This is a genomic window from Cupriavidus sp. GW823-FHT07A04 (assembly GCF_058794615.1).
Genome location: NZ_JBXAHA010000004.1, coordinates 172,303 through 197,021, shown reverse-complemented (window position 1 = coordinate 197,021; position 24,719 = coordinate 172,303). Strand labels below are relative to the sequence as shown.

The window sequence follows — 24,719 nt, the reverse complement described above, 5'->3', positions numbered from 1 at the left end:
TCGATGCCCTGGCCCGGGCGTCTGTCTCAAATCCAGCCCAAGCCTTCAGCCCGATGCCGCCGCGCGCGGCAGGCTGACCACGAAGCTCGACCCCTGCCCTTCCTTGCTGGTGACCACGACCTCGCCCTGGTGCAGATCGACCGCCAGCCTGACCAGGTAGAGGCCAACGCCTGCGCCTGCCGTGCCGGCGACATTGCCGCCGCGCACAAAGCGCTCGAAGATATGCTCGCGGTCCTTGTCCGGGATGCCCAGGCCGCGATCGGACACGGACACGCGGATCATGTCGGCGCCGCCGGAAATATGCACAGTGACCGGGGTGCCTGCGGGCGAATACTTGATCGCGTTGCCAACCAGGTTGCTGAAGGCCTGGAACAGCAGCTTGGCGTCGCCATGGAAGATCTCATTCAAGCCAGGGTCGATGATCTCCTCGATGACGGCCGTGGGAGAACTCTCGCGGTGCATCTCGCAGACTTCGTGCACCAGCAGGGTCAGCGAGAAGTCGACGCCTTGCAGCGTGGCAAGGCGCCCGCCGTCCAGCAGTTGCGAGGAATCGAGCAGGTGGTCGATCAGGTTGGTCATGCGCCGCACGGCAACCCGGATCCGCCCGCAGCGCTCGCCGAGGACTTCGGCGCTCGGCGCCTCCTTCATGCGCATGAGCCGCTGCGCGTGGCCGTCGATCACATTGAGCGGCGTGCGAAACTCGTGCGAGGCCATCGAGACGAAATTGCGCTGGAGCACCGCAAGGCGCCGCTCGTTTTCCAGCGTATCCAGCAGCATCGTCGTCTGGGCGGCCAACGCCGCCTTGCTGCGCTCCAGTTCGATCGTATTGTCGCGAAAGCGCACCACGGCGCGGGCGATTTCACCGATCTCATCCTTGCGCCCGGCCCCGGGGATCTCCACGTGAGGATCGTTGTCCATGATGCGGTGCATGCGCTCGACCAGCCCCGCAATGGGGTTCGATACCGCCCTGACCAGATAGATCACCGCCGCGATCACGAGCAAGCCCGACACCAGGATGACGCCGGCAATCAGTTGCCGGGCCTCGTGATAGGCGTCCGCCTCGCGCTCGGTTGCCTGCGCGGCGCCAACCACGTTGCGCTCGGTCAGCACGCCCAGCGTGCCGTTGGCCTGCTCGAAGGCGCTGCGCGACTCGCCGCGATAGAGCGCCACGGCCTGTGTGGTGTCTTTCTGGTGGGCCAGCGAGACCACGCGATCGACCAGTTGCCGGTAAGCCGACCATTGCGTCATGAACTGCTCGTAGAGCGCCAGCTCGGCAGGATCGTGCTCGATCTTGCCATAGCGGGCCTCGACCTCCTTGATCACATCGTCTAGCCGGCTGATCTGCCCCTCGGCCGCGCGCAGGTCGGCGCGCGTCGTCGCGATCAGCGCGTCGCCCTCGAACGCGCGGTAGTCCGAAATATAATTGTTGAGGTCACCCAGGATACGGTTGCTCAGCAGCCAGCGGCCGCTGATCTGCGCCGACACGCTGTGAAAGTTGCTGAGCCGGTTGATGCCAAACAGGCCCACGCCCACCACCAGCAGCAGGAACAGCACGAACACAAGCGACAGCCGGACACGAATCGGCCTGAGCATGGGCACTGAATCGGGCAGCCCGACCAGGCGCCGCCCCAGGCCGCGACGCACTCGCCGGCTGGCGGGCGCCGGACGAATCGAGTGATTCATAAGACTTTTATCCAGAATTTCGCTACGCTGTACGTTGGCGGGCCGCAAGACGCGGCTCGCCGCCGCCACCAAGGACCAGCATGACCGATGCCCGCCGGAAAATCCTCTGCATCGAGGACGATGCCGAAACGGCCGCACTGATCGCCGAAGAGTTGATCGAGCGGGGCTTTGCCGTGAGCATCGCGCACGACGGCCAGCAAGGTTTTGCCGCCATTCTGCGCGACACGCCGGACCTCGTCCTTTGCGACGTGAGTATGCCAGTGATGACCGGCTTCGAACTGCTGGAGAAGATCACTTCGCTGGCGCCGCGCTTTGCCGACATGCCCTTCGTGTTCCTCACGGCACTGGCGCAGCGCGAGGCCGAGCTCAGGGGGCGCAGGCTCGGGGCCGACGACTACGTGACCAAGCCGGTCGATTTCGACATATTGTCCAGCATTGTCGAGGCTCGCCTTGCGCGGATTGCGCGCACGCGGCCGGGCCTGCCAGCCGTGCAGCTCAGCGAGCGCGAGGTGGAAGCACTGGTTTGGTCGGCACGGGGCAAGACCTCGGGCGAGATCGCCACCATCCTGGGCCTGTCCAAGCGCACGGTCGACTTCCACATTGACAACGCACGCCAGAAACTCGGCGTGGCCACCCGCATCGAAGCGGTCGTCAAGGCCGCGTCCGCCGGCATCATCAAGCCCTAGCGGCGCGGCGCCGCCCGGCTTACTGTGATCAATCACAGTACTCGGCGGCGGCCAATCCACATAGAATCGGCGCAATTTCATCGCTCCCGGAGCACGGGTTAGCGGGATTTTACGACCAGGGCGCCAGCCCCGGGGTCCACGGCGTCATGGCCGGATCCACCCGCGCCGACGATATGAGCAGATTTCAGCAGCAACGACCCACGCGAGCCGAGGTCGATCCCACCGCCAGCCGCGCGAGCGCGAACGTGCATCTCCATGCGGATGACCTGCGCCGTGCCACGACGCTGATCCATGTGCGTGCGAGCGGGGCGGCGGACGTCTCCGATGCCGACCTGACCGCCTTCCTGCTGTCCGCATGGCGCAAGCTGCACAGCGCCAGCCACCGGCCGCCGCAATGCCCGCGTTGCCGGGCCCGCAAGTCGACCTATGACGGTACCGATGGCAGTAGCCTGCCGCTCTTTCATTGCGCCGGCTGCCGCCAGCGCTTCAGCCGGCTGACCGGCACACCCATGGCGCGGCTCAGGCTGGAGGACAAGGCGGAAGCCTTCTTCAACCTGGCCTCCCAGCAAGTATCGGTCGCCGAAGCGGCACGCCGCCTGGGGATCAAAAGCGAAACCGTCAGGCATTGGTCGATCCAGACCCGCTTGTGGCTGCTGACGCTGGATCCGCAAGGCGACTGGGAGCGGCGCATGCAGCTCGGCGTTCGTTACGCGGTACTGCCGGCGAACTCCCGCGGCGAGCCCGCAAGCGCGGCGCGCGAGTGCAAGTGCACCGTCGCCTCCGACGATAGCGATGCGCTCGCCGAAATGGAAAACGCGCCCCTGTTGATCCGGGTGTGCCCGCTATGCGAACGGACGACGCACTAGCATGGAATAAACCAGATAAAGGAAAGGCAGGATCCTTTTTTTCACGGCCCCAGACCTGATTTAATCAGCAATACCATCGATCAATCCATATTGATTTCGATGTAAATATCCTATTGCCTTTAAATACGGCCACCTATTTCTTTCGCACGCCGGATACAGAGCGTCCCGCGGAATAGATAGTCCTGGCCACTTCCTGCATTTCCCCCATTTCATGGGACAGCGCGTGCCAACCGGCTTGCGGCGTGACATGGCAATCCTAAGGGTTTCAATAGCGATTCTGCTATCGCTCTGCGGAATAGTCGATGCTGGATTCCAATTTTCAATTCCCCATGCGGGTAATCCCCTAAATTTCCGAAAGCCATTTGCAATGTTCTGGAAGGGCAATTGAAAGCTTGCCCTGTCATAACTGTTACAAGTAGCGATGGGAGTGTTTATGATTAAAAAACCAACCAACAGAAAAGTTGGAGCAGCCGTCATCCTGGTCTTTTCGGCTCGGGTCGCATGGGGTGTTCAACTAAGCGGAGATACCGATCCGGTCCCGCTTGTTCCGCCTGTGCAGAAAGCGCCTGCTGCCGGCAAAGCGCCAGCCAGCGGGTGGGATCAGGCAGCGCCGCGCGGCGCCGGGGTGAGCGCCACGCCAGCGGCCACGCTCAGTGCCGAAGAAAAGACAAAGGGCCTCGTTGGCCCCGGGTTCTCATTGTGGGAGCTGTCGGAGGAGCTGCGCGCCAACAACCCGCAACTGATCCAGGCGCGCTCGCTCTATATGGCGGCCAAGGCCACCGTGCCGCAGATCGCCGCGCCAAACAACCCGCAGGTGGGCTTTATCTGGGGCAACCTGCCCAAGAACAGCCCGCTGGCGCTGGCGCGCGCCGAGAGCTTCAGCTATACGCTCACGCAGTCGATCCCGTTTCCGGGCAAGAAGGCGCTGGCCGCCGATATCGCCAACACGCAAGCCGAATCGATCGACGCGCAGCGCGACGCGCTGTACCTGCAGCTCTACGCGCAATTGAGCACGACCTACTTCCAGGCGCTGGCGCAGAAGGCGCAGCTCGATGTGCTGCGCCTGAACCTCAAGCGGCTGGAGCAGGTCAAGCAGGTCGCGCGCATCCGCTACGCCAACAACGCGGCGGGCTATGTGGACTACCTCAACGCCCAGGTGGCGCAGAGCAGCGCGCAGAACGATATGTTTGGCCTGGAGCGCCAGCATGACAACGCGCTCAAGACCATCAACACGCTGATCGGCAAGAATCCCGAGTTCCCGCTGGAGCTGCGCCCGGACGCCAGCGCGGCGCGCCTGCCGCCCACGCCGTTGCCTGAGCTGGAAGACATGGCGCTGCGCGATCATCCTAATGTGCGGACATCGCGCTTCCTGGTGGAAGCGGCCGAGAAGGGCGTGCGCCTGGCCCGCAAGGCCTACCTGCCGGACTTCCAGATCATCGGCACCTTCAACGGTAGCAACCCGCCCCTGGGCTTCAAGCCGGCCAGCTACGGCATCGAGTTCGACGTGATCATCCCGCTGTTCTTCTTCACCAAGGAGAAGTACGGCGTGGATGAAGCCGTGGCCAACAAGGTGGCGTCCGATGCCAATGACCAGTCGGTGCGCCAGCAGACGCTGCTGGCGGTGGATACCGCGCACAACAACCTGCGCCAGTCGGTGAACCAGGCCGAGTTCCTGCGCCAGCGGCAACTGCCGGAGGCCATGACCGCCTACAAGATGGCCTTCACCAACTACGCCAACAACAATGCCGACTTCACCGACCTGCTGACCGCCAGCTCCGCGCTCAAGAACGCGGAACTGGCGGTGACGCAGGCCGAGTCCGAGGCGCGCCAGGCTTACTACACGCTCGCCGCCGCGGTGGGCCGGGACAAATTCTGATGGCCGCAAGGCCTTGAACCTATGAACAAGAATCTGATGATCGGCGCTGGCTTTGTGGTGGTCCTGGCCGGCGGTATCTGGGGCGGGAAGTACTGGGCCCAGTCCCAACAGCCTGAACAGGCACAACAGGCACAACAGGCGGAGCAAGCCGGCAAGGCCGGCATGGCCGCGCCCTACGCCAAGCCCGAGGCGGCGAAACCCCGCAACGTGCCGTCGCTGCTGACGCTGCCCGAAGGCGGCTTCGACCCGAACGCGGTCAAGTCCGCGGTGTTCAGCACGCAAGCCGTGACGGTCGACACGCCCACGCCCGGCAAGCTGGCCTACAACGTGCAGCAGGCCAAGCTGGCCTCGGCCCGCGTGGCCGGCCGCGTCGAGCGCATCCTGGTGTTCGAGGGCGCCGTGGTGCATGCCGGGCAGCCGCTGGCCGAGCTGTACTCGCCCGAGTACATCTCCGCGCAGAACGAATTCCTGCTCTCGCATAACGCCTTCAAGACGCTCAACAACAGCGACCTGAAGGAACTGGTGGACGATGCCCGCCTGACCATGCAATCGTCCGAGAACAAGCTGCGCGTGCTGGGCGCGACCACCGAGGACATCGCCCGCATCCGCGAGCGCGGCGTGGCCTCCGACACGCTGACCATCCGCGCGCCGATCGGCGGCACCATCGTCAAGCGCGACATGGACCCCGGCTCCTACCTCAATGTCGGCGACTCGCTGATGAGCATCATCGACACCCGCTCGATCTGGTTCACCGGCAACCTGTACGAGAACGACATCAAGAACGTGCGCCTGGGTCAGGTCATCGAGATCGAGACCCCGGCCTACCCGGGCCGGCACTACCGCGGGCGCGTCAGCTTTATCGCGCCCAATGTCGACGCCGATACGCACACGCTGCAGGTACGCTGCGATGTGCCCAACCCGGACGGCACGCTCAAGCCGGAGATGTACGCCACCGCGCGCATCGTCACCGGCAGCGCGCAGGCGCTGGTGGTGCCGCAATCGGCCATCGTCAAGGACCAGGGCAAGCTCTACCTGATGACGCAGCCGGACGACAAGCACATCGAGCGCGTGACCGTGCAGGGCACGCCGCGCAGCGACGGTACCTTCCAGGTCACCGAAGGCGTGCCGGCCGGCGCGTCGGTGCGGGTGGTGACGCAGGGCGGCATGCTGCTCAACGAAATGCTGCTCAAGCAGGAGGCCTGAGATGGTCTTCTCGCCAATCAAGAGCATCCTCAAGCGGCGCCTGGTGATCGTCTTCCTGGCCGTTGGCCTGCTGGCGGCCGGCGTGCTGAGCTTCCTGCAGCTGCCGCTGCAGGCGTACCCAGGCGTGGCGCCGGTCACGGTGCAGGCCATTACGCAGTGGCCTGGCCGCAGCACGGTGGAGGTCGAGCAGCAGATCACGATTCCGGTGGAGAACGCGCTGGCCAGCGTGCCGGACGTGCAGTCCTTCCGCTCGGTCTCGCTGTTCGGGCTGTCTGTTGTGACCGTCAAGTTCAAGGAGGGCGTGGATAACTTCAAGGCCCGCCAGAACTTCGTCACCTACCTGTCGCAAGCCAACCTGCCGCCGGGCGTGCAGCCCAACCTGTCGCCGGACGGCGACGCCACCGGCGAAATCCTGCGCTACCGGATCGAGGCCGACGGCATCGACGTGACCACGCTGAAGACCTACCAGGACTACAACGTCTACAAGGAGATCAAGCACGTCCCGGGCGTGGCCGATATCACGGCCTTTGGCGGCAAGGTCAAGCAATACCAGATCGTGCCGACGCCCGAGAAGCTGCAGGCCTATGGGCTCTCGCTCAAGCAGGTGGTGGATGCGGTGTCGAATGCCAACGCCAATACTGGCGGCGGCCTGATGAAGGCCGGCGAGCAGCAGTTCGTGGTACGCGGCGTGGGCCTGCTGCAAACGCTCGATGACATCCGCAACGTCACCGTGTCGGTGTCCAGCGGCGTGCCGGTGCGGGTGCGCGATATCGCCGAGGTGCGGGTGGGCAACACGCCGCGCCTGGGCATGGTGCAGTTCGACCAGCACGACGATATCGTCGAAGGCATCGTGCTGATGAAGCGCGACGAGAACGCCACCGAGGTGCTGGCGCGGGTGCGCGACAAGATCGCCGACATCAACCAGAACGTGCTGCCCAAGGGTATCCAGGTCAAGACGTTCTATGACCGCCAGAACCTGCTCGACATCACCATGGGTACCGTCGAGCATGCGCTGTTCGTCGGCATCTCGCTGGTGCTGATCGTGCTGTTCATCTTCCTCGGCAGCTTCCGCGCCGCAGCGGTGGTGGCGGCGGTGATCCCGCTGGCGCTGTGCGTGTCGTTCATCAACATGGCCCACTTCAAGGTGCCGGCCAACCTGATCTCGCTAGGGGCGATCGACTTCGGGCTGATCGTGGATGCGGCGGTGATCGTGATGGAGAACATCATGCGCCACCTGGAGGAGGGCGAGACCAACGTGGAGGATGGCATCGTCAAGGCCACCAGCGAGGTCCAGCGCGCCATGATCTTCTCCACCGGCATCATCATCGTGGCCTACTCGCCGCTGTTCTTCATGGGCGGGGTGGAAGGCATCATCTTCAAGCCGATGGCCTTCACCATGGGCTTCGCGCTGCTGGCCTCGATCGTGCTGGCGCTGACCTTCGTGCCGGCGGTGACGTCCTTTGTGTTCCGTGGCTCGCTGCGGCCGCACTCGCCGAAATTCATCGCGGTGATCCTGCGCGCCTACAAGCCCCTGCTGCGCAAGCTGCTGAAGAAGCCCGGCCTGGTGTTCCTGGCTGCGTTCATCGGCCTGGCCGGCACGCTGTACAGCTCGCGCTACCTCGGCACCGAGTTCCTGCCCACGCTGGAGGAGAACAACCTGTGGCTGCGCATCACGTTGCCCAACACCGTGGACCTCGACTACTCGGCCTCCGTCGCGCGCGACCTGCGCGGCTTCTTCCGCCAGCAGCCCGAGGTGAAAACCGTGTCGGTGCAGATTGGCCGCCCGGATGATGGCACCGACTCCACCGGCGTGTTCAACCAGGAATACGCGCTGTACTTCAAGCCCCCGGCCGACTGGCCCAAGGGTGCGACCAAGCAGCAGGTGGTGGAACGCCTGTCCAAGCACCTGGATCGTATCCCGGGCATCGAGTACAACTTCTCGCAGTACATCCAGGACAACGTGAACGAGGCGCTGTCCGGGGTCAAGGGCGAGAACTCGGTGAAGATCTACGGCTCCGACCTGGTGACGCTGCAGGACAAGGCCAAGGAGGTCGAGTCCATCCTGAAGAAGGTGCCGGGCCTGGCTGACGTCGGCATCTTCAAGGAACTCGGCCAGCCCACGCTGAACATCACGGTGGACCGCGAGAAGAGCGCGCGCTTCGGCATGAACGTGAGCGACATCCAGTCCGCCGTGCAGTTTGCGATTGGCGGCGATGCGGTCACCAACATCCTGGAGGGCGAGAAGACCTTCGGGCTGTCGGTGCGGCTCAACGACCAGGCGCGCAACAACCCGGATGTCATCAACCGCTTGCTGGTGGATACGCCGGACGGCCAGCGCATTCCGCTGTCGATGGTGGCCAAGGTGGAGGCGACCGATGGGCCGTTCTTCGTCTATCGCGAGACCGGCAAGCGCTATATCGCCATCAAGTTCGGCGTGCGCGGACGAGATCTTGGCAGCGCGGTGGCCGAGGCGCAGGACAAGGTCGGCAAGGCGGTGACGCTGCCGGCAGGCTACAGCATCTTCTGGGATGGCCAGTTCAACCAGATGAAGATCGCGCAGAAGAAGCTGGCGGTGATCGTGCCGCTGACCATCCTGGTGATCTTCCTGCTGCTGTACAGCACCTTCGGCAACTTCAAGGATGCGCTGATGGTGGTGCTGAACGTGCCGTTCGCGGCCATCGGTGGCTTGCTGGCGCTGCATATCGCAGGAGAGACCTTATCGATCTCGGCGGGCATCGGCTTCTTGTCGCTGTTCGGCATCGCGATCCAGGACGGGGTGATCCTGATCTCCTACGTCAACCGGCTGGCGCAGTCCGACGATCTGCATGCAGCCGTGGTCGAGGGCGCGGCGCTGCGCCTGCGCCCGGTGGTGATGACGGCCATGCTGGCGGGCCTGGGGCTGTTGCCCGCAGCGCTGTCGCACGGCATCGGCTCGGAAGCGCAACGCCCGCTGGCGCTGGTGATCGTGGGCGGCATGGTGACCACCACGCTGCTGACGCTGCTGGTGCTGCCGGTGGTGTTCTCCTGGGTCAACCGCCATCGCGGGCGCAAGGGCGGCCCGGACGCGGCCTCGCTGACGCCGGCCGAAGGCATTTGAGCCGGAATTTGAACCTGAACCTGAACCAACCAGTGGCCGGCACGCCCCGGGCGGACCGGCCACGCAACGGGAGTCCATCATGAGCATGCGAAAGAATGCACCGGCGGCACTGCTCGCCATCCTGCTTTGTGCCGGCGTCGGAGTAGCCGGCGCCGCGTCGCCGAAGTCGTCGGCCAGCGGCAAGGGGCAGTCGGCGCAGTCAGGGCAATCCGCCAAGCAGTCCAGCCGGAACTCGGTGCTGCCGTCCAACGTGCGGAAATAACCGGCCGGCGAGCCTCAGGCGCCGATTGGAATCAAGCCTTGGTTCCCTCGGCGCCTGCCTCGAACACATCACGCAGCCACTGCACGAACACCCGCACCCGCATTGATAGCTGGCGGTTCTGCGAATACAGCACGGACACCGGCATCGGCGGCGGCGGCAGGTCCGCCAGCACGACCTGCAAGCGGCCCTCCCGCAGCTCCCTTGCCACCCGATAGCGCGGCACCTGAACCAGCCCCAGCCCGGCCACCGAGGCGCCGGTGTAGAGATCGGCGCCAGTGACCGAAATGGCAGCCGCCAGTTGCACGGCCGTCACGCGGCCAGCTACCGTAAATTCCAGCGGCACCGCCTTGCCGGTGCCGCTGGAGATGTAGTTGACCGCGCGATGCGCCAGCAATGCATCAAGATCCGCCGGTTCGCCATAGCGAGCCAGGTAGGCCGGGCTGGCCACGGTCACCTGCTCCAGCAGCGCAACCCGGCGCCCCACCATCGACGAATCCTGCAGGTTGCCCGCGCGCAGCACGCAATCGATTCCCTCGCGCACCAGGTCGACCAGCCGGTCGTCCTCGCCGATATGGATTTCCAGCTCGGGATAGCGCGCCAGGAAATCCGGCAGCGCCGGCACCACGAAATGCCGGGCCAGCGTCCCCTGCAGGTTCACGCGCAGCAGGCCCTTGGGCGCGGTATCCCGGAATGACCCCTCCGCTTCTTCCAGGTCGGCTATCAGGCGTACGCAGCGCCGGTAGTGCGCTTCGCCATCGTGCGTCAGCCGCACCGTGCGGGTGGTGCGCTCCAGCAGCCGGGCGCCGAGCCGCTGTTCCATGCGCTTGATCAGGTTGGTGATGGTGGCACGCGGGATCTGGAGATCCTCGGAGGCCTGGGTAAAGCTCTGGCGCTCGGCGATGCGCACGAAGGCCTGCATTTCCTGGAATCGGTCCATGCGTAGCTGAACGGGGCCGGCGTGGGCAATGAAAGACCCTGGGGCGCCCTATTGTTAATATAAACGGAGCAATGATATCAAAATACCACCAATTATCTTTACACAGGAATGATCCATGATCTGTTTCACCAACCCACCACCTGAAAGGAAACGGATCATGAACAACACCAACCCCGCCCAAGTCGCCATCGTCACGGGCGCATCCCGCGGCATCGGTGCCGCCATTGCCAGGCGCCTGGCGCAGGACGGTTTTGCCGTCGCCATCAACTACGCGGCCGGCGCGGCCCAGGCCGATGCCCTCGTGGCCGAACTGAAGGCCGCTGGCGCGTCGGCCATCGCAGTGCAGGCCGATGTGTCCAAGGCCGACGATGTGCGCCGCCTGTTCGAGATCACCGAGCAGCAACTGGGCAAGGTGAACGTGCTGGTCAACAACGCTGGCATGCTCAAGACGGTGCCGCTGGCCGACACCAGCGACGCGCTCTATGACCAGACCTTCGACATCAATGTGCGCGGCACCTTCAACACCCTGCGCGAAGCCGCCGCGCGGCTTGCCGACGGCGGGCGCATCGTCAATGTCTCCAGCACCACGCTGGCGCTGAACATGCCCGGCTATGCCGTCTACAACGCCACCAAGGCAGCAGTGGAGGCATTCACGCACGTGTTCGCCAAGGAACTGCGCGGCCGCAACATCACGGTCAATGCGGTGGCCCCCGGCCCGATCGCGACCTCGCTGTTCCTCGACGGCAAGACCGAAGAGCAGATCCAGGCCTTCGCCAAGATGCCCCCGCTGCAACGCCTGGGCCAGCCGGAAGACATCGCCTGCGTCGTCGCCTTCCTCGCCAGCCCCGATGCCGGCTGGGTCAACGGCCAGATCCTGCGCGCCAACGGCGGCGTGGCCTGAGCGCTTGCGCGGCACGGCATCTGGACGCGGGCTACCGCTACTACACCAAGATCTTCGGCAATGCGCTGGCCGGCGCGCACACAAAGGCCCGGGCCGCTGCCTACAATGGAGACAATAAGAACAATGACGGCGAGCATCGGGCAATCGATCATGACCCCCCATCTGGCTTTGACGCATTCCACCCGCTCGGTGGCGCCCCGCGCGCACGTGCTGGCCACCCTGCTAGCCTGCGGCCTGCTGCTGGCGCACGCTGCGCCGGCCCAAGCGCAGGCATCGGCAGCATCGGCGCCGCCCCCCGGCGCCGCCTTCTCCACCGGCACGCCCGGCGGCCCGTTGCCGCCCGGGTGGAAGAACCTGCCGGTGGCGCACGGCAAGGCGTCGACCCACTACAGCCTGGTGGCGCAGGACCACGCCACGGTACTGGAAGCCGACGCGACCGCCTCCGCCTCCGCGCTGATGCACAAGGGCGCCAACCTGGACCTGGAGGCGACCCCGCAGGTCAACTGGCGCTGGAAGGTGGAACACCCGATCGACGAAGCCGACAACAGCGTCGCCGCCAAGGAAGACGCGCCGGCGCGCCTGGTGTTCATGTTCGATGGAGATACGGACAAGCTATCGCTGGGCGAGCGCACCGCCATCAAGCTGGCCAAGACGCTGGCGGGCGAGGAGCTGCCCTATGCCACGCTGATGTACATCTGGTCCAATACCGCGCCGGTCGGCACGGTCATCGACAACCCCCACACCTCGCGGGTCAAGATGATCGTGGTGTCAGGCGGAGCCGACGCCGCCGGCAAGTGGCTCACGCTGAGCCGCAACGTGGAGCAGGACTTCGAGCATGCCTTCAAGGAAAAGCCCGGCAAGCTGAGCGCCTACGGCCTGCTCACCGATACCGACAACACGGGCGGCAACGCGCGTGCCTGGTATGGGGATATCCGCTTCGGGGCGGCGAAGTAGCGTCGCGTGCCACGGCAAACGCGGATTGCGGTCGTCGCTTGCCAATCATTCAAAGGGGTTCAGAACACGCGGGATCGCATCGCAATGATGCCTGCGCAGGACGGGTGAGCAATCCGCCTCAGCCTGCCAAAAACCCGCAAACCGCCTGCGCAAACCCCTCCGGCTGCTCCCAGTTCGACAAGTGGGCTCCGTCCAGCTCCACGTAGCGCGCCCCGGCAATCCCTTGCGCCACTTCGCGGCCTTGCGCCGGCGTGGTGGCCAGGTCATGCGTGCCGGCAATCACCAGCACCGGGCAGGAGATGCGCTGCAGCTGCGCGCGCAGGTCGGCGTCGCGCACGGCGGCGCAGTTGGCCGTGTAGCCTTCGGGCGATGCCTCCAGCAGCATCTGGCGCACCGGCGCGATGCGCGCGGCGTTGCCGGCCAGCCAGGCGGCGCTGAACCAGCGCGCCAGCACCGCATCGACGATGGCGGCCATGCCCTGGCTGCGTACCGTCTGGATGCGCATGTCCCAGCCGCTGGCCGGGCCGATGAGGGCGGCGGTATTGGCCAGCACGAAGCGGTCGAAACGCTCGGGGTGATTGGCCGCCAGCCACATGCCGGTCATGCCGCCCATCGACAGCCCGCAAAAATGCGCGCGCCCGATGCCGGCGTGATCCATGATGGCCAGCACGTCCTGGCCGAGTTCCGCAAACCCGAACGGCGCCGCAGCCGGGGACGGCAGGCCGGAGCCCCCGTGGCCGCGGGTGTCGTAGCGCAGCACGCGAAAGCGCGGCAGCAGGCTTTCCATCTGCGGCGCCCACATCTGCATGTCGGTACCCAGCGAGTTGGACATGACCAGCACGGGCGCGTGGGGCGCCCCCTCGATCTCGTAGTGCAGCGCGATGCCTTGGTGCAATGCAGTGGTCATGGCGTTCTCAGTCCGCGCGGATGCCGCGTTCGCGGATCAGCTTGCCCCATTTATCGGTTTCAGCAGCAAGGTGCTTGCCCAGCTGCGCGGGCGTGCTGCCGATCGGCTCGGCGCCGATGGCGGCCAGGCGGGTACGCACCGACGGCTTGGCCAGCGCGTCCACCATGGCCTGGTTCAGCCGTGCGACCACGGCGGGCGGCGTCTTGGCCGGAACGAAAGCGGCGAACCATGGCGACAGGTCATAGCCCTTGACGCCGGCTTCGGCCAGGGTCGGCACGTTCGGCAGCGTCGACGAGCGCTTGGCGGTGGTCACCGCGATGGGCGTGAGCTTGCCGGAGTCGATATGCGGCTTGGCCGAGGTGATGCTGTCGAACATATAGTCGACCTGGCCGCCCAGCAGGTCCGTCATGGCCGGGCCGCTGCCCTTGTAGGGCACGTGGAGCATCTTGACGCCCGTGAGCGAGGTGAACAGCTCGCCGGCCAGGTGGATCGAGGTGCCGTTGCCGGCGGAGGCATAGGTGTACTTGTCCGGCGTGGCGCGCGCCGCGGCGATCAGGTCGGGCACCGTGGCGGGCAGCTTCTTGGCCTTGCTGGTGACCAGCACGTTAGGTACCACCGCCAGGAGCGAGACTGGCGCGAAATCCTTCACCGGGTCGTAGCTGAGGCGGCCGTACAGCGCGGGGTTCACCGCCATGCCGTTGGCGACGATGATCAGCGTGTAGCCATCCGCGGGCGAGCGCGCCACCATCTCGGCGCCGATATTGCCGCCGGCGCCGGGGCGGTTTTCCACCACGATGGACTGCCCCAGGCTCCTCGACATTTCCTCGCCCAGCGTGCGGGCGATATTGTCCATCGCGCCGCCCGCGGGGAATGGCACGACCCAGCGGATCGGGTGATCGGGATAGCTGTCGGCGTGGGCGGCGGACGGCAGCACGGCCAGGGTGGCCAGCGCGCAGGCGCAGGCGGCCCACGCGCGCAGGAATGGCAAGCGCATCAGAGTCTCCTCCAAATGGATTCGGAGTTGGTGTTGGAACGCGGCCATCGGGGCCGCGGCGGTATTCAGGGTAACGGCGAGCCGGCCGGCTTACTTGATCGACGACGGGTGCTTGGCCAGCGGCGTGACATGGATTTCCATGTACGGGAACAGCGGCAGGCTGGAGAGCATGGTGTGCAGTTCGTCGTTGGACTCGGCATCGAACACGCTGTAGTTGGCGTACTCGCCCACCACGCGCCACAGATGCGGCCACTTGCCCTGGCGCTGCAGGTCCTGCGAGTACGCCTTCTCGCGCGCCTTGATCTCGTCGGCCAGCGCGGCCGGCATGTCCACCGGCATCTTTACGTCCATTCTCACCAGAAACAACATGCTTGAATCCTCGGTTATGTTTGCTTGGGCAGCGCCTCAGGCGGCGCGGCGGTAATGGGCCAGCTTGTCTTCGTCCAGCGTCAGGCCAAGCCCCGGGCCTACCGGCAGGTGCAAGGCAAAGTCACGGTACTCGGGGCGCGCCGTCACCACATCATCCTTGAGAAGCAGCGGGCCGAACAGCTCGGTGCCCCAGGCCAGCCGCGGCAGCGTGGCAAAGCCGTGGGCAGCGGCAATGGTGCCCACGCTGCCTTCCAGCATGGTGCCGCCGTACAGCGCGATGCCGGCCGCGTCGCCTACCGCCGCTGTGCGCAGCATCTCGAAGATGCCGCCGGACTTGGAGATCTTCAGCGCAAACACGTCCGCGCCTGCAATGCGCGCCAGTTCCATCGCATCCTCGGGACCGCACACGGCCTCATCGGCCATTACCGGCACCACGAAGCGCGCCGCCAGCCGGGCCAGCGCGCCACGCTGCTCGCGCGGCACGGGCTGCTCGACGAGATCGATGCCGGCGGCTTCCAGCATGGCGATGCCGGTGGCGGCATCGGCTTCGTTCCAGGCCTGGTTGACGTCCACGGTCACGCGGGCACGGTCGCCCAGCGCGCGCTTGATGGCGGACACATGGGCCACGTCATCGCGCACGCTGCGACGGCCGATCTTGAGCTTGAAGGTGTTGTGGCGGCGCTCGGCCAGCAGGGTTTCGGCTTCTTCGATATCGCGGCCGGTGTCTCCGCTGGCGAGCGTCCACAGGCAGGCCAGGTTCGGCCGCACCGCGCCGCCCAGCAACTCGGACAGGGGCAGGCCCAGGCGCTTGCCCTGCGCATCGAGCAGCGCGGACTCCAGCGCCGACTTGGCGAAGCGATTCCCCCGCGCCACCGAAGCCAGGCGCTGCATGGCGGCGTGGATATTGCACGCGTCGATGCCGGCCAATGCAGGCGCCAGGTAGGTATCGATGGTCAGCTTGATGCCCTCGGGGCTTTCGTCGCCGTAGCTCAGGCCGCCGATGGTGGTGGCTTCGCCAATCCCCTCGATGCCGTCGCTGCAACGCAGCCGCACGATCACCAGGGTCTGGCGCTGCATGGTGGTCATGGCAAGCTGGTGCGCCCGGATGGTGGGCAGGTCGACCAGGATGGCTTCGACGGAGGTGACGGTTGCTTTCATGCTGGGTGTCTGCCAAGTATGGAATACGTTGAGAAGCAGTATGTGGCTTGACATCCTGGGTGTCCAAGACCGAGTATGTCCCGATCAATACCTTTAAAGTATGAAAGGACGGGGTCATGGAGCTACGTCACCTGCGTTATTTCCAGGCCGTTGCGGCCGAACTCAACTTCACCCGCGCGGCTGAGCGCCTGCATATCGCCCAGCCGCCGTTGTCGCGCCAGATCCGCCAGCTGGAGGACGAAATCGGCACCGTGCTGCTCGACCGTTCCTCGCGCGCGGTGCGGCTGACCGAGGCCGGCCGCTTCCTGCTGGAGCAATCGCTGCAGCTCAACCAGCGCATCGACGAGATCGTGGAAGGCACGCGGCGCATTGGCCGCAACGAAAAGCGCTGGTTCGGCATCGGCTTCGTGCCATCAGTGCTCTATGGCTTCCTGCCGGAACTGATCCGGCTGGTGCGGGGGTCCGATGCGGCGCTGGAGGTGGGCTTGTCGGAGCTGACCACCGTACAGCAGATGGAAGCGCTGAAAGCCGGCCGCATCGATATCGGCTTCGGCCGCATCGTGCTGGACGACCCGGCCATCACCCGCACGGTGGTAATGGCCGAAACGCTGGTGGCCGCCGTGCCCAGCGGCCACCCGGCGCTTAAAGGCCCGCCCATGACGCCGGCGCAGCTGGCGGCCCACCCCTTCGTGCTCTACCCGGCGCGGCCCCGCCCCAGCTACGCCGACCACGTGCTGGCGCTGTTCCGCACGCAGGGCCTGCAGTTGCGCGTGGCGCAGGAGGCCAATGAGCTGCAGACCGCCATCGGCCTCGTGGCTGCGGGGCTTGGCATCTGCCTGGTGCCGGCATCGGTGCAGCGCCTGCACCGCGACGACGTGGCCTACGTGCCGATTGACGCACCCGGCTTTACCTCGCCGGTGATGATGAGCTATCGCAGCGACGACAGCTCGGCGCTACTGGCAGAGGTGGTCAGGCGCGTCGGCGAACTGGCCGGGACACCGCCTTCGGCCTGAAATCCCGCGCCGGCCGTGAGAAAACCCGGCGGCATCCCATGAATGGGTGATGCGCGAAGGCCGCTCGGTTTGTAGAGTGCCTTTATAAAAAGGATACGGGGAAATCGTGCCATCGATGCACTCAGGGTCACTATCGGGCCACGCCGCGCCACGGCCAGGCGGCCTGCTCATTGCGCTGCTAAAAGCGTGCGGGGACACGCTGCGCAAGGTCTGGCGCGGCGAGCAAGGTGAGGTAGCACTCACCTTGCTCCAACCGCCCACGGCGCGCAACGCCACCTCCGCCCTGGCGCCGGACTGCGCCTTGCGCCTGCAACTCACCTACGCCGACACGCCGCTGACGCCCGGTGTGCCCCGGGTCACCGCCACCGCTGCGGTGCTGCGGGGCGACGGCACCGACATTACCGCCTCTGTGCCCCCGTCCGCATGGACCTGGCGCCAGGCTTCCGGCCTGTCGATGCGGGCCGGCTACGGCGCGGTCACGGTCGATACCGAGGGCCAGGGGCATGCCGTGTGCGTTTGCCCGCAGGGTGCCAGCGTGTCGGTCTCCGGCACCAGCCGCGCGGCCTGCCAGACGATGGCATCGGGGGTGGAAGTGAGCGTTTTGCTAGCCAGCGGCGAGCGGTTGAGCCAACGCTTCCAACTGGGCCTAGCCGGGCTGGAATAAGCCAGGCAAGCCCGACGGGACAAGAACGCGGACAGCCCATCGGCGGTTGCCGGCCACCCCGCCGGTCAGCCGCCAGTCACCCCTTGAGGTACATGTTCAGCCGCTTGGCGGCGTTGCGAAGGTGGGTTTCCGCCGCCTCCGCCGCCCGCTCGGGATCGCCCGCCACGATCGCGTCGTAGATGGTCTTGTGCTCTTCCTGCACGGCCTCGACCATGTCCGCGTGATGGCTCTTGGTATTGCTCCTCGCCTGCCGGATCACGCGCCGCGCGCCGTGCTCCAGGTGTTCGCTCAAGGCCTGGAAGTGCGGGTTGTGCGTCGCCTCGACAATGGCCTGGTGAAAGGCGAAGTCCTCTTCATCGCCCAACCTGTCGTTGGCGATCTCGTACTCCATGCCGATCAGCGCGCGCCGGATCCGCTTGAGGTCTTCCGGCGTGCGCCGCATGGCCGCGAACCTGGTGGCCGCCACTTCGATCGTCACCAGCAGCTCCATCACCATGGCCAGCGAATCTTTCTCGTCGATGGCCACATCCTGCATGCGAAACGCCTGGCGCTGGCTGCGCTCGGTCACGAACACACCGCTGCCCGCCTTGGGCGCAACCAGCCCCTCTGACTTGAGCTGCGACAGGGCCTCGCGCACGACCGCGCGGCTGACCGAGAACTGCTCGCACAGCAAGCGCTCGCTGGGCAGGCGGTCGCCCACGGCGAACTCGCCCGCCTGGATCGCCTGGATCAGGCGCCTGGCGATCTCGTCCGGCAAGTGTTTGGGCTCGGGATGGAACATGGTTCCCTCCGGGCGCTGGGTGGGCGGCGGCGCCGCGGCACCGGGCACGGTCTTGTTCAATACGGGCTCCCTGGCGCCAGACAGCTTCTGGTTGGCGCTCGATTTTAAATTGGTCTTACAGGTCAATGTAGCACGTCTTCGCGCGCATGAAACGTGTGGAATGTACCAGCACGAAGCGGTGCCGGCTCCCGTTATTCGCCCGTAAGCCAATCCCTGCAAGGGCACGCACCCCTCGTTCCGCTACGCGGATACACGTCCGATCGGACTCTCAGTAGAAACCCGCATGGCGCGCAAGTCGCCGTTGACGATCGCCTCCCATCTCCCTATAGTAAACCTGTCAGACCACTTTAACCACAGGTCAGACCACTATGACGGGCCAGTTTCGGCGCCCGCCAGATGAATCCAAACAATAGCCAGGAGACACCCATGAGCGGTAGCCGCATTACCCGTCCTTTGTTCGCAGCCGCGGCACTCTCCGTGCTGGCGGGCACGGCATCGGCGGCGCCGGTGAAGATTGCGCTGGTCGAGACGCTGTCCGGCCCGCAGGCATCCACCGGCCTGATGTTCCGCGCAGCGGCGCGCTATGCGATCGACAAGATCAACGCCACCGGTGGCTGGAACGGCGAGCCGCTCCAGCTGGTCGAGTACGACAACCAGGGCGGCCCGGCAGGTGCTGCGGACAAGCTGAAGGCGGCCGTTGCCGATGGCGCCCAGATTGTCATGCAAGGCTCGTCGTCGGCCGTGTCCGGCCAGATCACCGAGGACGTGCGCAAGTTCAACCTGCGCAATCCGGGCAAGGAAATCCTGTTCATGAACGTCGGCGGCGAGGCAATGGAGCTGACCGGCGAGAAGTGCCACTTCTACCATTTCAAGTTCGCCACCAATGCGCAGATCCGCGTCAAGGCGCTGGTCGGCGCGATGAAGCCGCTCCATGCGCTGGGCACCCGCGTGTATTCGATCAACCAGAACTACTCCTGGGGCGTCGACATGGAAAAGGCCATCGGCGACTACGCCAGCGCCGGCGGCTACACGGTGGTGGAAAAGACGCTGCATGACGTGAACAAGGTGCAGGACTTCTCGCCTTATGTGGCCAAGATCGCTGCCGCCAAGGCGGACAGCGTGATCACCGGCAACTGGTCCAACGACCTGCTGCTGTTGATGAAGGCCAGCAAGGCGGCCGGCCTGAAGACGCGCTTCGCCACCGTGTTCCTCGACCAGCCGGGCAATATCGGCAACGCCGCCGACGTGGCGCTGGGCCACTATGTTGCCCACCCCTTCAATGCCGAGGCGGGTGGCGCCGACAGTGAGCGCTTCGCCAACGACTTCAAGGCCCGGCAGGGCCATATGCCCGCCTACATCGAGCCACAGACGGTGTTCGCGGTGGAGATGCTGGGCGAGGCGCTGAAGACCGTGAAGCCGGAAGGCGGCAAGCTCAACACCAGCGCACTGGCCAAGGCGCTCGAAACCGCCAAGGTCAGATCGCCGCTGGGCGAGATGAGCATGCGCGCCGCCGATCACCAGGTGCTGCTGCCGATGGTGGTGTCCGTGGTCGCCAAGGATGCGAAGTTCAAGGTCGACGGCACCGACATGGGCTTCAAGCCGGTCAAGACCTTCTCCGCCGCCGAGGCCGCCACGCCGGCCCAGGCCAGCTGCAAGATGCAGCGCCCCAGCTGATCCCCTGTCCACAACACCCTAGCAACATCAGCCAGCGCCCGCGCCGCTGCGGCGCGGGCGCCGGCAAGTACGGCCATGCGCCAGTTGGCCGCACAGGCTCGTTCCAAGGAAGCCTCATGGAATACCTCGTCGTCTCATTGCTTAACGGCACCATCTACGGCCTGCTGCTGTTCATGGTTTCCGCTGGCCTGACCCTCATCTTCGGCATGATGGGCGTGCTCAACTTTGCCCATGCGTCGTTCTACATGCTGGGCGCCTACTTTGCCTATACGTTGCAAGGCACGATCGGCTTCTGGCCGGCCATCGTGGTTTCGCCGATCCTGGTGGGACTGGTCGGGGTGGCGGTGGAGCGTTTCTTCCTGCGCCGAGTCCATCACCACGGCCACGCGCACGAACTGCTGCTGACCTTTGGCCTGTCTTTCATCATTGCCGAGCTGATCAAGCTGTTCTTCGGCAACTTCCCGGTGGATTACCGCATCCCGGCATCGCTGGACTTCGCGGCCTTCCACCTGGGCGTGTCCTCCTATCCCTTCTATCGCGTGTTCATGGGCGGCATCGCCGTGGCCATGTTCGCCGTGATCTACCTGCTGCTCACGCGCACCCGGGTCGGCATCGTGGTGCGCTCGGCGATCTACAAGCCGCGCATGGCCGAGGCGCTGGGCCACAACGTGCCGCTGGTCTTCATGGGTGTGTTCGGCATCGGCGCGGCGCTGGCGGGCCTGGCCGGCGCGGTGGCGGGCGCGTTCTACACCACCAACCCGAACATGGCGCTGGAACTCGGCGTGATGGTCTTCGTCGTGGTGGTAGTGGGCGGCCTGGGATCGCTGGAGGGCGCCATGCTCGCCTCGCTGCTGATCGGGCTGATCACGTCGTTCTCGGTCGGCATCGATCGCAGCCTAGCCGACCTGCTGGCCTTGGCCGGAGCGGGCGCCTGGGCCGAGCAAGCCGGAGGGCTGATGACCCTGAAACTCTCCAGCCTGGCCGGGACGATCCCGTTCGCGCTGATGCTGTTGATCTTGCTGGTCCGTCCGTCAGGCTTGATGGGCGAGAAGGAGTAACCATGACCCACCTCTCCAACACGCAGAAGACCTTGCTGCTGCTCGGCACTGGCGCACTGCTGGCGCTGCCGATGGTGCTGTCGCAATCGCTGGTCAACGCGTCCATCCAGATGCTGATCGCGGTGCTGTTCGCGGCCTCGTTCAACCTGCTCAGCGGCCAGGGCGGCATGCTGTCGTTTGGCCATGCGGCGTACTTCGGCATTGGCAGCTTTGCCACCGTGCACGCCATGAACGCCTTTGGCGGCAACGGCCTGCTGCCCACGCCGCTGCTGCCGCTGGCCGGCGGCGCCATGGGCCTGGTCGCCGGCCTGGCCGCCGGCTGGTTCGCCACCAAGCGTACCGGCGTCTACTTCGCCATGATCACGCTGGCGCTGGCCGAACTGCTGCACTCGCTGGCGCCGCACCTGAAGGGCTGGTTCGGCGGCGAAGCGGGCCTGTCCACCATGCGCATGCCGGCGTGGGGCCTCGCCTTCGGCGACAGCAACCAGGTCTACTACCTGACACTGTTCTGGGTGCTGCTGTCGCTGGCGCTGCTGTACCTGTTCACGCTGACGCCGGTGGGCCGCCTGACCCTGGGCCTGCGGGAGAACGCCAACCGCCTGCGCTTTCTCGGCTATGACACGCACCGCCTCGGCGTGCTGGTGTTCGCCGTCTCGGCCATGTTCGCTGGCATCGCTGGCGCGCTGCAGGCACTCAACATGGAAGCGGCCAACTACGTGGTGTTCGAGTCATCCGCCTCCGCGGCGGTGGTGCTCAACAGCTATATCGGCGGCGTGAAGCTCTTCCTCGGCCCGGCGCTGGGCGCGGCGGTGATGACCTTCTTCGGCTATGCGGTATCGGACCTGACGCGCTCGTGGCTGCTGTACCAGGGCATCGTGTTCGTGCTGGTGATGATGTTCATGCCGACGGGCCTGGCCGGGCTGATCAAGTCCTTCGCCACGCACAGCAAGACCTATGGCCTGCGTGCGCTGCTGCCCATGGCGCTGGCATTTGTCGTCGGCACGTTGCTGCTCGCAGGCGGCACGGTGTTCACGGTGGAGATGCTGCAGCGCTTCTTCTCGCAAGACTACCGCTCCATGGCTGCCCTGAATGGTGGTGGCTGGCCCGCGATTGCACTGTTTGGCCGCGAATGGGATCCCATCTCGCCACTGACCTGGCTGGTGCCCGCGGCGCTGCTGGTGGCAGGCATCGCCACGGCCCGCCTGGCCAACGGCCGCTGGCTGCGCCTGAAGGACACCACCCCCGCCACCGACGCGCCCGCCACCGCGGCCACCAACGTCCGGAGGAACCCGGCATGAACACGCAAGCGATGCTCTCCCTGCGCGGACTGCGCAAATCCTTCGGCGACGTCGACATCATCCGTGGCGTGGACCTCGATCTCGTCAGTGGTGAACGCCACGCGCTGATCGGCCCGAACGGCGCCGGCAAGTCCACGCTGTTCCACCTGATCTCCGGGCGCCTGCCCCTGACCCAAGGCGAGATCATGCTCAACGGCGAGCCGATCCACGGGCTGTCGCCGCAGAGCATCAACCATCGCGGCCTGGCGCGCTCGTTCCAGATCACCAATATCTTCGCGGGCCTCACCGTTTTCGAGAACCTGCGCCTCGCCGTCATGCGGCGCCACGGCCTGCAATACACGCTGTGGAAGTTCGCCCACAAGGTGCGTGCCGTGCGCGACGAGACCCAGCACCTGCTCGAACAGGTGCGGCTGGCCGGGCGCGCACAAGCCATCGCCGGCGAGCTGTCGTATTCGGAGCAGCGCTCGCTGGAGATCGCCATGACGCTGGCCTCGGACCCGAAGGTCATCATGCTCGACGAGCCGATGGCGGGCATGTCGCAGGAGGAAACCGACTACACCGCCGGCCTGATCCGCGAGATCGCGCAGGGCCGCACGCTGCTGATCGTGGAGCACGACATGGACGTGGTGTTCTCGCTCAGCGACCGCATCAGCGTGCTGGTCTACGGCGAGATCGTCGCCACCGGCACGCCCGACGAGATCCGCAACAACGCACGCGTCAAGGAAGCCTATCTGGGCGAGGAGGTCACGGTATGAGCGCGCAGTCCGTACAAGACGCCGATCCGCTGCTGAGCGTGCAAGGACTGCACGCGCACTACGGCAAGAGCCACATCCTGCACGGCGTGGATTTCCGCGTTGGGCGGGCCGAAGTGGTAAGCCTGCTGGGCCGCAACGGCTCGGGCCGCTCCACCACGCTCAAGGCCATCATGGGCCTGGTGCCGCCAAGCGCTGGCCACATCAGGCTGCGCGGGCGCGATCTGACCGGCGCGCAATCGTATGCGATCTGCCGGCGCGGCATTGCCTATGTGCCGGAAGAGCGCGAGGTCTTCGCCAACCTGACCGTGGACGAAAACCTGCGCATGGGCGAGCAGCGCGCCACCGAAGGCGCGCCGCAATGGACGTTCGAGCAGATGTTCGACTACTTCCCGCGCCTGAAGGAGCGCCGCAACACCAAGGCCGGCAGCCTTTCCGGCGGCGAGCAGCAGATGCTGACCATGTGCCGCTCGCTGCTGGGCAACCCCTTGGTGATCCTGATCGACGAGCCCACCGAAGGCCTCGCGCCAAAGATCGTGACGGTGGTTGGCGAGGCCATCCAGGACATTCACCGCCGGGGCGTCTCGGTGGTGCTGGTGGAGCAAAAGCTCGCCATCGCGCTGAAGGTATCGAGCCGCGTCTGCGTGATGGGCCACGGTCGCATCGTCTTCGAAGGCACGCCCGAACAACTCACCTCCAATACCCAACTTCTGAAGGACTGGTTAGCCGTATGAGCACCTCTTTGCCTATTGGATACCCGAACGCGCAGCCGTTTGCGCGCGCCAGCTACCCCGGCCTGGCCGGCAAGGTCGTGCTCAACACCGGCGGCGCCAGCGGCATCGGCCGCGCGATGGCGCATGGCTTTGCCCGGCACGGCGCGCGCCTGATGCTGCTGGACCTGGATGCGCAAGGACTCGCCAGCGCCAAGGCGGAACTGGAAGCGGCTTACCCGGAAATGCAGGTCGAAGTCGTGAAGGCTTCGATCACCGACCCCGAGGCCGTAGAGCAAGCCTGCGCCGCCACCGAGGCCCGCTTTGGCCGCATCGACATCCTGCTCAATAACGCCGGCATCTCGATGAACAAGCCGTCGCTGGAACTGACGCCCGACGACTGGCGCCGCGCCATCGATATCGACCTCTCCGGCGTGTTCTTCTGCACGCAAGCGGCGGCGCGCCGCATGGTGCGCCAGGGCGGCGGCGCCATCCTGAGCACCGCGTCGATGTGGGGCCTGGCCTCGTCCGCACGTCGCCTGGCGTACTGCGCCGCCAAGGCAGGCGTGGTGTCGCTGACCAAGTCGCTGGCGGCGGAATGGGCCGAGTACAACATCCGCGTGAACGCGGTCTGCCCGGGCTACACCAGCACCGCGCTGATGGAAACGCTGCTGGCCAGCAAGGCCATCGACGGCGAGGCGCTGCTGGCGCGCACGCCGCTGCGCCGCTTTGGCGCGCCGGAAGAGATGGCGGAAGTCGCCCTCTTCCTGGCCTCGGACTCGGCCGCGTTCATCACCGGCCATGCGCTGGTCTCCGATGGCGGCTGGACCGCCGACGGCTTCTGAGTACGTAGTCCTCCAACACGATTGAAAGCAC

General features: G+C 65.8%; 23 protein-coding genes. 16 read left to right on the top strand and 7 right to left on the bottom strand.

Annotated features, from left to right (window positions below; translation table 11 throughout):
- Positions 1-45: 45 nt before the first annotated feature.
- Positions 46-1,683 carry a sensor histidine kinase gene (locus tag AC1Q7Q_RS08725; protein ID WP_492370567.1) on the bottom strand — a complete coding sequence of 546 codons (1,638 nt, stop codon included), beginning with the start codon at positions 1,681-1,683 and terminating at the stop codon, positions 46-48.
- A gap of 80 nt (positions 1,684-1,763) precedes the next feature.
- Between AC1Q7Q_RS08725 and AC1Q7Q_RS08720 the strand changes: the two genes are divergently transcribed.
- From AC1Q7Q_RS08720 to AC1Q7Q_RS08695, 6 genes are all read left to right on the top strand, one after another.
- On the top strand, positions 1,764-2,369 hold the full coding sequence (locus tag AC1Q7Q_RS08720; protein ID WP_492370568.1) for a response regulator transcription factor: 606 nt from the start codon (positions 1,764-1,766) through the stop codon (positions 2,367-2,369).
- A 173-nt stretch (positions 2,370-2,542) separates the two neighbouring features.
- Positions 2,543-3,235 (top strand): DUF746 domain-containing protein, encoded by a 693-nt coding sequence (locus AC1Q7Q_RS08715; RefSeq protein WP_492370569.1) that lies wholly within the window; start codon positions 2,543-2,545, stop codon positions 3,233-3,235.
- Positions 3,236-3,860: 625 nt separating this feature from the next.
- Positions 3,861-5,111 (top strand): TolC family protein, encoded by a 1,251-nt coding sequence (locus tag AC1Q7Q_RS08710; RefSeq protein ID WP_492370570.1) that lies wholly within the window; start codon positions 3,861-3,863, stop codon positions 5,109-5,111.
- A 21-nt stretch (positions 5,112-5,132) separates the two neighbouring features.
- Complete coding sequence (locus tag AC1Q7Q_RS08705) at positions 5,133-6,314, top strand: efflux RND transporter periplasmic adaptor subunit (protein ID WP_492370571.1); 1,182 nt, start codon at positions 5,133-5,135, stop codon at positions 6,312-6,314.
- Between the two features lies 1 nt (position 6,315).
- Positions 6,316-9,411, top strand: a complete 3,096-nt coding sequence (locus tag AC1Q7Q_RS08700; RefSeq protein WP_492370572.1) for an efflux RND transporter permease subunit — start codon at positions 6,316-6,318, stop codon at positions 9,409-9,411.
- Between the two features lie 79 nt (positions 9,412-9,490).
- Positions 9,491-9,673 (top strand): hypothetical protein, encoded by a 183-nt coding sequence (locus AC1Q7Q_RS08695; protein ID WP_174423480.1) that lies wholly within the window; start codon positions 9,491-9,493, stop codon positions 9,671-9,673.
- A 31-nt stretch (positions 9,674-9,704) separates the two neighbouring features.
- Here AC1Q7Q_RS08695 and AC1Q7Q_RS08690 read toward each other — a convergent pair whose 3' ends face one another.
- A complete protein-coding gene (locus AC1Q7Q_RS08690) occupies positions 9,705-10,610 on the bottom strand; it encodes a LysR family transcriptional regulator (protein ID WP_492370573.1) in 906 nt (301 codons plus the stop codon).
- A 157-nt stretch (positions 10,611-10,767) separates the two neighbouring features.
- Here AC1Q7Q_RS08690 and AC1Q7Q_RS08685 point away from each other — a divergent pair, with 157 nt between their 5' ends.
- Both AC1Q7Q_RS08685 and AC1Q7Q_RS08680 read left to right on the top strand, forming a co-directional pair.
- Complete coding sequence (locus tag AC1Q7Q_RS08685) at positions 10,768-11,511, top strand: SDR family oxidoreductase (protein WP_492370574.1); 744 nt, start codon at positions 10,768-10,770, stop codon at positions 11,509-11,511.
- Positions 11,512-11,661: 150 nt separating this feature from the next.
- On the top strand, positions 11,662-12,465 hold the full coding sequence (locus AC1Q7Q_RS08680; protein WP_492370575.1) for a DUF3047 domain-containing protein: 804 nt from the start codon (positions 11,662-11,664) through the stop codon (positions 12,463-12,465).
- A gap of 118 nt (positions 12,466-12,583) precedes the next feature.
- On the opposite strand, the gene pcaD is transcribed toward AC1Q7Q_RS08680, so the two are convergent.
- The 4 genes from pcaD to AC1Q7Q_RS08660 all read right to left on the bottom strand — a co-directional run bounded on the left by pcaD (position 12,584) and on the right by AC1Q7Q_RS08660 (position 15,893).
- Positions 12,584-13,372: a 3-oxoadipate enol-lactonase gene (gene pcaD / locus AC1Q7Q_RS08675; RefSeq protein ID WP_492370576.1), complete on the bottom strand. Its 789-nt coding sequence runs from the start codon at positions 13,370-13,372 to the stop codon at positions 12,584-12,586.
- Positions 13,373-13,379: 7 nt separating this feature from the next.
- Positions 13,380-14,366 (bottom strand): tripartite tricarboxylate transporter substrate binding protein, encoded by a 987-nt coding sequence (locus AC1Q7Q_RS08670; protein ID WP_492370577.1) that lies wholly within the window; start codon positions 14,364-14,366, stop codon positions 13,380-13,382.
- A gap of 90 nt (positions 14,367-14,456) precedes the next feature.
- On the bottom strand, positions 14,457-14,735 hold the full coding sequence (gene catC / locus AC1Q7Q_RS08665) for a muconolactone Delta-isomerase (protein WP_492370578.1): 279 nt from the start codon (positions 14,733-14,735) through the stop codon (positions 14,457-14,459).
- A 36-nt stretch (positions 14,736-14,771) separates the two neighbouring features.
- On the bottom strand, positions 14,772-15,893 hold the full coding sequence (locus AC1Q7Q_RS08660) for a muconate/chloromuconate family cycloisomerase (protein WP_043352961.1): 1,122 nt from the start codon (positions 15,891-15,893) through the stop codon (positions 14,772-14,774).
- A gap of 116 nt (positions 15,894-16,009) precedes the next feature.
- On the opposite strand from AC1Q7Q_RS08660, the gene AC1Q7Q_RS08655 reads away from it, so the two are divergent.
- Both AC1Q7Q_RS08655 and AC1Q7Q_RS08650 read left to right on the top strand, forming a co-directional pair.
- The gene (locus AC1Q7Q_RS08655) at positions 16,010-16,906 is read left to right on the top strand and encodes a LysR family transcriptional regulator (protein WP_174423471.1); all 897 of its coding nucleotides are present in this window, start codon (positions 16,010-16,012) and stop codon (positions 16,904-16,906) included.
- A 106-nt stretch (positions 16,907-17,012) separates the two neighbouring features.
- Entirely contained in the window at positions 17,013-17,570 is a 558-nt protein-coding gene (locus AC1Q7Q_RS08650) for a hypothetical protein (RefSeq protein WP_492370579.1), read from the top strand.
- Between the two features lie 76 nt (positions 17,571-17,646).
- On the opposite strand, the gene AC1Q7Q_RS08645 is transcribed toward AC1Q7Q_RS08650, so the two are convergent.
- Positions 17,647-18,351 carry a FadR/GntR family transcriptional regulator gene (locus tag AC1Q7Q_RS08645; protein ID WP_416053329.1) on the bottom strand — a complete coding sequence of 235 codons (705 nt, stop codon included), beginning with the start codon at positions 18,349-18,351 and terminating at the stop codon, positions 17,647-17,649.
- A gap of 426 nt (positions 18,352-18,777) precedes the next feature.
- Here AC1Q7Q_RS08645 and AC1Q7Q_RS08640 point away from each other — a divergent pair, with 426 nt between their 5' ends.
- From AC1Q7Q_RS08640 to AC1Q7Q_RS08615, 6 genes are all read left to right on the top strand, one after another.
- On the top strand, positions 18,778-20,025 hold the full coding sequence (locus tag AC1Q7Q_RS08640) for a branched-chain amino acid ABC transporter substrate-binding protein (protein ID WP_492370580.1): 1,248 nt from the start codon (positions 18,778-18,780) through the stop codon (positions 20,023-20,025).
- A 116-nt stretch (positions 20,026-20,141) separates the two neighbouring features.
- On the top strand, positions 20,142-21,083 hold the full coding sequence (locus AC1Q7Q_RS08635) for a branched-chain amino acid ABC transporter permease (protein ID WP_150984437.1): 942 nt from the start codon (positions 20,142-20,144) through the stop codon (positions 21,081-21,083).
- A gap of 2 nt (positions 21,084-21,085) precedes the next feature.
- The gene (locus AC1Q7Q_RS08630) at positions 21,086-22,381 is read left to right on the top strand and encodes a branched-chain amino acid ABC transporter permease (RefSeq protein ID WP_492370581.1); all 1,296 of its coding nucleotides are present in this window, start codon (positions 21,086-21,088) and stop codon (positions 22,379-22,381) included.
- The gene (locus AC1Q7Q_RS08625) at positions 22,378-23,136 is read left to right on the top strand and encodes an ABC transporter ATP-binding protein (protein WP_492370582.1); all 759 of its coding nucleotides are present in this window, start codon (positions 22,378-22,380) and stop codon (positions 23,134-23,136) included. The genes AC1Q7Q_RS08630 and AC1Q7Q_RS08625 overlap by 4 nt, the downstream gene beginning before the upstream one ends.
- Entirely contained in the window at positions 23,133-23,867 is a 735-nt protein-coding gene (locus AC1Q7Q_RS08620; protein ID WP_492370583.1) for an ABC transporter ATP-binding protein, read from the top strand. Before AC1Q7Q_RS08625 ends, AC1Q7Q_RS08620 begins: the two co-directional genes overlap by 4 nt.
- The gene (locus AC1Q7Q_RS08615) at positions 23,864-24,688 is read left to right on the top strand and encodes an SDR family NAD(P)-dependent oxidoreductase (RefSeq protein ID WP_492370584.1); all 825 of its coding nucleotides are present in this window, start codon (positions 23,864-23,866) and stop codon (positions 24,686-24,688) included. The genes AC1Q7Q_RS08620 and AC1Q7Q_RS08615 overlap by 4 nt, the downstream gene beginning before the upstream one ends.
- The last annotated feature ends 31 nt before the right edge of the window (positions 24,689-24,719 follow it).

Bases quoted from the DNA above. Each gene is read 5' to 3' on its own strand.
- AC1Q7Q_RS08725 (WP_492370567.1), bottom strand. From the start codon at position 1,683: ATGAATCACTCGATTCGTCCGGCGCCCGCCAGCCGGCGAGTGCGTCGC.
- AC1Q7Q_RS08720 (WP_492370568.1), top strand. From the start codon at position 1,764: ATGACCGATGCCCGCCGGAAAATCCTCTGCATCGAGGACGATGCCGAA.
- AC1Q7Q_RS08715 (WP_492370569.1), top strand. From the start codon at position 2,543: ATGAGCAGATTTCAGCAGCAACGACCCACGCGAGCCGAGGTCGATCCC.
- AC1Q7Q_RS08705 (WP_492370571.1), top strand. From the start codon at position 5,133: ATGAACAAGAATCTGATGATCGGCGCTGGCTTTGTGGTGGTCCTGGCC.
- AC1Q7Q_RS08700 (WP_492370572.1), top strand. From the start codon at position 6,316: ATGGTCTTCTCGCCAATCAAGAGCATCCTCAAGCGGCGCCTGGTGATC.
- AC1Q7Q_RS08695 (WP_174423480.1), top strand. From the start codon at position 9,491: ATGAGCATGCGAAAGAATGCACCGGCGGCACTGCTCGCCATCCTGCTT.
- AC1Q7Q_RS08690 (WP_492370573.1), bottom strand. From the start codon at position 10,610: ATGGACCGATTCCAGGAAATGCAGGCCTTCGTGCGCATCGCCGAGCGC.
- AC1Q7Q_RS08685 (WP_492370574.1), top strand. From the start codon at position 10,768: ATGAACAACACCAACCCCGCCCAAGTCGCCATCGTCACGGGCGCATCC.
- AC1Q7Q_RS08680 (WP_492370575.1), top strand. From the start codon at position 11,662: ATGACCCCCCATCTGGCTTTGACGCATTCCACCCGCTCGGTGGCGCCC.
- pcaD (WP_492370576.1), bottom strand. From the start codon at position 13,372: ATGACCACTGCATTGCACCAAGGCATCGCGCTGCACTACGAGATCGAG.
- AC1Q7Q_RS08670 (WP_492370577.1), bottom strand. From the start codon at position 14,366: ATGCGCTTGCCATTCCTGCGCGCGTGGGCCGCCTGCGCCTGCGCGCTG.
- catC (WP_492370578.1), bottom strand. From the start codon at position 14,735: ATGTTGTTTCTGGTGAGAATGGACGTAAAGATGCCGGTGGACATGCCG.
- AC1Q7Q_RS08660 (WP_043352961.1), bottom strand. From the start codon at position 15,893: ATGAAAGCAACCGTCACCTCCGTCGAAGCCATCCTGGTCGACCTGCCC.
- AC1Q7Q_RS08655 (WP_174423471.1), top strand. From the start codon at position 16,010: ATGGAGCTACGTCACCTGCGTTATTTCCAGGCCGTTGCGGCCGAACTC.
- AC1Q7Q_RS08645 (WP_416053329.1), bottom strand. From the start codon at position 18,351: ATGTTCCATCCCGAGCCCAAACACTTGCCGGACGAGATCGCCAGGCGC.
- AC1Q7Q_RS08640 (WP_492370580.1), top strand. From the start codon at position 18,778: ATGAGCGGTAGCCGCATTACCCGTCCTTTGTTCGCAGCCGCGGCACTC.
- AC1Q7Q_RS08635 (WP_150984437.1), top strand. From the start codon at position 20,142: ATGGAATACCTCGTCGTCTCATTGCTTAACGGCACCATCTACGGCCTG.
- AC1Q7Q_RS08630 (WP_492370581.1), top strand. From the start codon at position 21,086: ATGACCCACCTCTCCAACACGCAGAAGACCTTGCTGCTGCTCGGCACT.
- AC1Q7Q_RS08625 (WP_492370582.1), top strand. From the start codon at position 22,378: ATGAACACGCAAGCGATGCTCTCCCTGCGCGGACTGCGCAAATCCTTC.
- AC1Q7Q_RS08620 (WP_492370583.1), top strand. From the start codon at position 23,133: ATGAGCGCGCAGTCCGTACAAGACGCCGATCCGCTGCTGAGCGTGCAA.
- AC1Q7Q_RS08615 (WP_492370584.1), top strand. From the start codon at position 23,864: ATGAGCACCTCTTTGCCTATTGGATACCCGAACGCGCAGCCGTTTGCG.